This is a genomic window from Micrococcus sp. HG099 (assembly GCF_024723355.1).
Lineage (GTDB): Bacteria > Actinomycetota > Actinomycetes > Actinomycetales > Micrococcaceae > Micrococcus > Micrococcus endophyticus.
Genome location: NZ_JANQCJ010000132.1, coordinates 1 through 6088 on the forward strand (window position 1 = coordinate 1; position 6088 = coordinate 6088).

Consider the following 6088-nt stretch of genomic DNA (forward strand, 5'->3'; position numbering starts at 1 on the left):
GGGCAGGCCCCGCACGCCGTGGCCCTCGCCGCAGAGGTGTGCGGGAGCCCCGGCGCGGACGACGTCCTGGCCACCGGGCGGTTCGTGCTCCTGCACGACCCGTCCCCGGCCGCCCGCTGGCCCGGCGGGTTCCGGGCCGTCACCTGGATCCGCGCCAGCCTCGAGCCGGACGTCGCCCTGGACCAGCTGGCCGGGGCCGTCGCCTGGACGTGGCTCGTGGAAGCCCTCGAGCGCCGCCACGCGGAGCACACCCAGGCCGGGGGCACCGCCACCCGCAGCATCGCCGAGGGGTTCGGCACCCTGGGCACGGCCCCGGATGCGACGGACATCGAGCTGCGCGCCTCCTGGACCCCCGCCCCGCGGGACCTCGGCGCGCACCTGGAGGCGTGGTCGGACATGATCTGCGCGTTCGCCGGGCTGCCCCCCGAGGCCGGCGACGACGCCCCCGGCTCCCCCGGCCCCTGACCCGAGCCGCCCCCGCACCGCGCCGCCGCACGCGGCACCCCGGGCCGAGCACGGCCCGGCCCCCGCAGACCCGTCCCGAACAGGAGCACCATGACCGACGTCCCCGAGCCGGCAGAGCCGGACGCCACCCCGCGGCTGATCGCCGAGCCGGCGGGCGGCGTCCCCCGCGTGACGGACACCCCCGCCGGCCTCGAGGCCTGCGCCGTGGCCCTGGCCGCCGGCACCGGGCCCGTCGCCATCGACGCCGAGCGCGCCTCCGGCATCCGCTACGGCCAACGCGCCATGCTCGTGCAGCTCAAGCGCGAGGGCGCCGGCATCTGGCTCGTGGACCCGGAGGCCCTCGACGGACTGGAGCCCCTCCAGGACGCGCTCTCCGGCGTCGAGTGGATCCTGCACGCCGCCAGCCAGGACCTGCCGTGCCTGGCCGAGCAGGGCCTGCGCCCGGACCGGCTGTTCGACACCGAGCTCGCCGCCCGCGTGGCCGGGCTGCCGCGCGTCGGCCTGGCCGCCGTCCTGGAGTCGATGCTGGGCGTCACCCTGGCCAAGGAGCACTCCGCCGCCGACTGGTCCGTGCGCCCGCTGCCCGAGGCGATGCTCGCCTACGCCGCGCTGGACGTGGAGCTGCTCGTGCCGCTGCGCGCGGCGATGCTGGAGCTGCTCGAGGCCGAGGGCAAGCGCGAGTGGGCCGAGCAGGAGTTCGAGCACGTGCGCACCGCGCCCGCGCCCGGGCCCCGCGCCGACCCGTGGCGGCGCACCTCCGGCTCGCAGACCCTGCGCCGTCCCGTGCAGCGCGCCGTCCTCAAGCGCCTGTGGGAGGCCCGCGAGGACCTGGCCCGCCACCGCGACGTCGCCCCGGGCCGGCTGATCCCGGACCGCTCGCTCATCGCCGCCGCCGAGTCCCAGCCGCGCACCGTCCCGGCCCTGCGCCAGACCTCCGGCTTCCACGGCCGCGCGGCCTCCCGCGAGGCCCCCCGTTGGATCACCGCGATCCGCGCCGGCATCGAGGACGCCGAGCGCGGCGACGCCCCGCCCGCCCAGGTGCGCGGCGGGGACGGCCCGCCCCCGCCCCGGGCGTGGAAGGACCGCGACCCGCTCGCGGACCGCCGCCTGAAGACCGCCAAGGCGCGCGTGGCCCGGCGCGCGGAGCAGCTGGGCCTGCCCACGGAGAACCTGCTCACCCCGGACACCCTGCGCCGGCTCTGCTGGGCGCCGCCGCAGCCGCTGACGCCCGAGGCCGTGGACGCGTTCCTCCTCGAGCGCGGGGCCCGGCCCTGGCAGGTGGACCAGGTGGGCGCGGTGGTCACCGTGGCCCTGCTGGACCCGGACCCCGCCGAGGCCTGAGCCGGGGCGGGCGGCGCGCCGACACCGCCGTTGGCCGGGGGCCTACTCCTCGGTAATGTGACCTGCATGACCTTCACCCCCGCTCCCCTGGCGCCGTTCGAGTCCCTGCTCCCCCTCGTCCCGGACGAGGTCCTCACGCACGTGGCCGCCACGGACCACGTCCTGCCCGGCGGCGCCGGCACGCTCGTGCTGCTCACCCTGGACAACGGCCAGGGCCCGCGCCGCCCGGCGACCCTCGGCCCCGCCTCCCTGCTCGAGCTGGGCCGGGCCGTGGACGCCCAGGCCGAGCGCGCCCGCGCCGGCGAGGTCCAGGCGCTCGCCCTCACGGGCGTGGAGGGCACCTTCGCGGCCGGCGCGGACCTGTCCCTGATCGCCGGGATCGAGGACCGCACCGTGGGCCGCGACCTCGCCCGCCTCGGCCACGCCGTCTACGACCGGATCGACGCGTTCCCCGCCCCGACCCTCGCCCTCGTCAACGGCACCGCCCTCGGCGGCGGCCTCGAGCTGGCCCTGGCCGCGGACCACCGGGTGGTCGCCGCGGACGCCCGGGGCTTCGGCCTGCCCGAGGTGCGGCTCGGCCTCATCCCCGGCTGGTCCGGCGTGTGGCGGGTGCCCCACCTGATCGGCCCCGAGGCCGCCGTCGAGGTCGTGCTGAAGAACCCGCTGGACAACAACCGCATGCTGGACGCGCGCACCGCCCACGGGCTCGGCCTGATGGACGAGGTGGCCGAGGGCGACCTCCTGGAGGCCGGGCTGGCGTTCGCCGCGCGGATCGTGGCCGGCGACGACGCGGCGCTCGCCGCCGTGCGCGACCACCGGGACCGGGACGTCTCGGACGCCGCGTGGGACCGCGCCCTGGAGGCGATGGAGGCCCTGCAGGCGGGGCGCCCCGGACGCGACCTGCCCGCGCGTCGTGCCCTGCAGGAGCTGTTCGCCGGTGCCCGCACGCGCACCCGCGAGGAGTCCGCGGAGGCCGAGGCCGAGGCCCTGCACGGGCTGATCGGCAGCGACGAGTTCCGCCGCACCGTCTACGCCTTCCTGGACCTGCTGCAGCGCCGCGCCAAGCGGCCCGTCGGGGATCCCGGCAAGGAGCTCGCGCGCGAGGTGACGAAGGTCGGCGTCGTGGGCGCGGGCCTGATGGCCGGCCAGCTCGCCCTCGTGTTCGCCCAGCACCTGCGGGTGCCCGTGGTGATGACGGACATGGACCAGGAGCGCGTGGACCGCGGCCTGGCCGGCATGCGCGGGCAGGTGGAGAAGATGGTCTCCCGCGGCCGGATCACCGCCGAGCAGGGCGAGGCCCTGGCCGGGCTGATCACCGCGAGCACGGACAAGTCCGTCTACGCGGACGCGGACGTGGTCATCGAGGCCGTGTTCGAGGAGCTCGAGGTCAAGCGGACCGTGTTCCGCGAGCTCGAGCCGATCGTCCGCGAGGACGCCATCCTCATGACGAACACCTCGAGCCTGTCCGTGGCGGCGATGGCCGGGGTCCTCGAGCACCCCGAGCGCCTCGTGGGCTTCCACTTCTTCAACCCCGTGGCGCAGATGCCGCTGATCGAGGTGGTCCGCGTCGCCGAGACCTCGGACGAGGCCGTGGCCACCGCCTTCGAGCTCTCCCGGCGGCTGCGCAAGACCGGCGTGCTGGTGCACGACGCCGCCGCGTTCGTGGTGAACCGGGTGCTGCTGCGCATGATGGGCGAGGTCCAGGCCTCCTTCGACGAGGGCACGGACGCGCACACCGCCGACCACGCCCTCGACCCGCTCGCGCTTCCCATGACCCCGTTCACGCTCCTGGCGATGGTGGGCATCCCCGTGGCCCAGCACGTCTCCGAGTCCCTGCAGGCCGCCTTCGGCGCCGAGCGGTTCCCGGTCTCCGCGAACCTGCAGCGCCTCATCGACGCCGGCAAGACCGCCATCTGGGCCAAGGACGTCCGCCGGGACAAGGTCGAGGAGGAGGCCGCGGGCGCCACGGGCGAGACCATCCCCGCCGGCACCGCCGCCCTGATCGAGCAGGGCTCGTCCCCGCAGACCGCGGAGGAGCTGCGCCGCCGCGTGGAGGACGCCCTGGCCGAGGAGATCGGCCTGCTCCTGGCCGAGGGCGTGGTCGTCGCCCCGGAGGACGTGGACCTGTGCATGATCCTCGGCGCCGGCTGGCCGCTGCACCTGGGCGGGATCACCCCGTACCTGGACGACTGCGGCGCCGCCGAGCGGGTCAACGGCAAGCGCTTCCACGGCTGACGCCCGCCCTGCCGCCGGCCGGTTGTTCCGCCAGCGGGCTGGTCCCGCCGACGGTCATCCTCACAGCGGGCGCTCCCGCCGCGCGCGTTCCCACCGGGCGCGTTTCGGGCGACTTGTCGGAGGTCAGGCCAGTTCGGACCTCCGACAAGTCGCCCGAAACGCGTGGGTACGGGCCTCAGGGGCGGGGGCGCGGCGTCCCGACGGCGGCCGGCTCAGGCGGTGCCCGACGTCGCCGCCGCCTCGGGCCAGGTGAGGGCCGGGACGAGGGCGAGCCAGAGGGGCTCGAGCTCGAAGCCGAGCGTCCGGTTCATGGCCAGCGAGCCGGCGTTCGCCCCGGCTCCCCCGGTCCCCCACGTGCGCGCGCCGGCCTCGCGGTGCGTCTCGAGGACGGAGAGGGCCTTCACGGCCGCAGCGAGGCCTCGCCGTCGTCCGGTCGGGTGCACGGCGGTGCGGTCGACGTCCCAGCGATCGTCGAGCCGGTCCAGCAGGGTGAACCCTGCGAGCACCCCGTCCCGGAACGCGCCGTAGCCGCGATGCCCCGGGAGGGTCAGGCGGACGGCCAGGTCCTCGGGCAACGGGGAATGGGATGAGGCGGCCGTGGCCGGATAGTCCGCAGCCGTCTCACCATCCAGGCGACGCACCTGTCCCACGTCGTCGGGCGTAAGGCGGCGGACCTGGAATCCGGCCGCCCGCACGGCCGCAACGCGCCGCTCGTACGGGGCGAGGTCGGCATCGTCGGCCAGGTGCAGCCGGGCACCCCAGGAGGTGGAGGCCGGGGTCCAGCCGGCGTCCTGGAGGCGGATGGCCTCGGCATCGTCCTCGCGCACGACGCGCGGGTCGACGTCGGCCCGCGGCAGCGGCGTGATCAGCGCCACGGGCACGGGCCCGCCGTACACGTGCGGGAACAGGGGCGAGTGCGGGTCGCCCGGCACGCCGCGCTCACGGCGCACGGTCAGCCCCGCCGCCTCGAGGGCCGCCTCGTCCATCGCCAGCACGACGGCGTCCGGCCGGTCCGCGTAGACGGCCGGGCCCACGATCCCGACCTGCGCGGCGTCCTCCGAGGCGTGCAGGAAGCCGACGCGATCGACCGTGGCCCCGCGCGTCGAGACGGTGTAGTGCCCGGCGGCCCGGGCGGCGGCCCAGTCCTCCGGGAGGGCGATGTGCAGGATCATGCCCCGAATCTAGGCCACGGCCCGCCCGACCCCCACGTCAGGCGTTTCGGGCGACTTGTCGGGGGTCGGGCGCCCGAACACCTCCGACAAGTCGCCCGAAACGCGAGACGTCAGGACGCGTGGTCATACGAGGGGCATCCCCGAGAAGGTGACCACGTGCTCGTCCAGCCCCTCGGTCGCCTGGGCGCGCCCGGCCACGGGCGTCGACGCCGTGCCGCCGCCCCAGTCCGAGGCGACCACCGCGCCGTCGCGCACCAGGTGGGCGCCCAGCGGGGCCCCGTCCGCCACCACGGTCACCGACACGTCGCCGTCCCCGGCGTCCCCCGGGCGCAACTCGGCCCGCGGCATCCGCAGGCCGCCCTGCAGCGGCGAGGACTCCTCCAGCCGCGCGGCGACGACGACGGGCCCGTCCGCCGCGGCGACGGCCAGCAGCAGGTACTCGGCATAGGAGGGCAGCACGTCCGCGTCGAGGCCGGCGCGCTCACGGTCGATCCGCACCCGCTGCGCACCGGCGGAGTCCTCGTGCGAGGTCCAGTCCCAGCTCGTCCCGTCCGCGGTGAAGCTCACCTGGCTCTGGGCAAGGTAGCGCTCCGGCAGCTCGGGGCGGGCACGCCGCTGCGCGGGCGTCGGCGCGAAGCCCATGCGCGTCGTGAGCAGCGTCCCGTCCAGGACGCGGTGCAGGAACCCGACGTGCTCGCCGTCGAGGGTCACGGCCTCCCAGCGCTCGAAGGGGGTGAGGTCGAGGGACGGGCGGACGGGGGCCGGATCGGTCACGGCAGCGCTCCTAGGGGTTGGTGGAGGCCCGGGGCGTCGTGCGCTCCGGGCGTGGCGGGATGCTCCCTCCGATCCTCGCACCCGCGCGCCCGGGTCGCACC

General features: G+C 76.6%; 5 protein-coding genes. 3 read left to right on the forward strand and 2 right to left on the reverse strand.

The features are described 5' to 3' along the window. The 3 genes from NWP10_RS10075 to NWP10_RS10085 all read left to right on the forward strand — a co-directional run. The coding region (locus tag NWP10_RS10075) for a DUF3000 domain-containing protein (protein ID WP_258300811.1) at positions 1 to 465 on the forward strand (465 nt) is incomplete at its 5' end. 90 nt (positions 466 to 555) lie between these two features. Beyond that, positions 556 to 1806, forward strand: a complete 1251-nt coding sequence (locus tag NWP10_RS10080) for a ribonuclease D (RefSeq protein ID WP_258300813.1) — start codon at positions 556 to 558, stop codon at positions 1804 to 1806. A 66-nt stretch (positions 1807 to 1872) separates the two neighbouring features. After that, positions 1873 to 4041: a 3-hydroxyacyl-CoA dehydrogenase NAD-binding domain-containing protein gene (locus NWP10_RS10085; protein WP_258300814.1), complete on the forward strand. Its 2169-nt coding sequence runs from the start codon at positions 1873 to 1875 to the stop codon at positions 4039 to 4041. A 212-nt stretch (positions 4042 to 4253) separates the two neighbouring features. Here NWP10_RS10085 and NWP10_RS10090 read toward each other — a convergent pair whose 3' ends face one another. Beyond that, complete coding sequence (locus NWP10_RS10090) at positions 4254 to 5213, reverse strand: GNAT family N-acetyltransferase (protein WP_258300815.1); 960 nt, start codon at positions 5211 to 5213, stop codon at positions 4254 to 4256. Positions 5214 to 5336: 123 nt separating this feature from the next. Continuing rightward, on the reverse strand, positions 5337 to 5987 hold the full coding sequence (locus NWP10_RS10095; protein WP_258300816.1) for a hypothetical protein: 651 nt from the start codon (positions 5985 to 5987) through the stop codon (positions 5337 to 5339). Positions 5988 to 6088: the final 101 nt, after the last annotated feature.

Coding starts and splice junctions, on each gene's coding strand:
- NWP10_RS10080 (WP_258300813.1), top strand. CDS start 556: ATGACCGACGTCCCCGAGCCGGCAGAGCCGGACGCCACCCCGCGGCTG.
- NWP10_RS10085 (WP_258300814.1), top strand. CDS start 1,873: ATGACCTTCACCCCCGCTCCCCTGGCGCCGTTCGAGTCCCTGCTCCCC.
- NWP10_RS10090 (WP_258300815.1), bottom strand. CDS start 5,213: ATGATCCTGCACATCGCCCTCCCGGAGGACTGGGCCGCCGCCCGGGCC.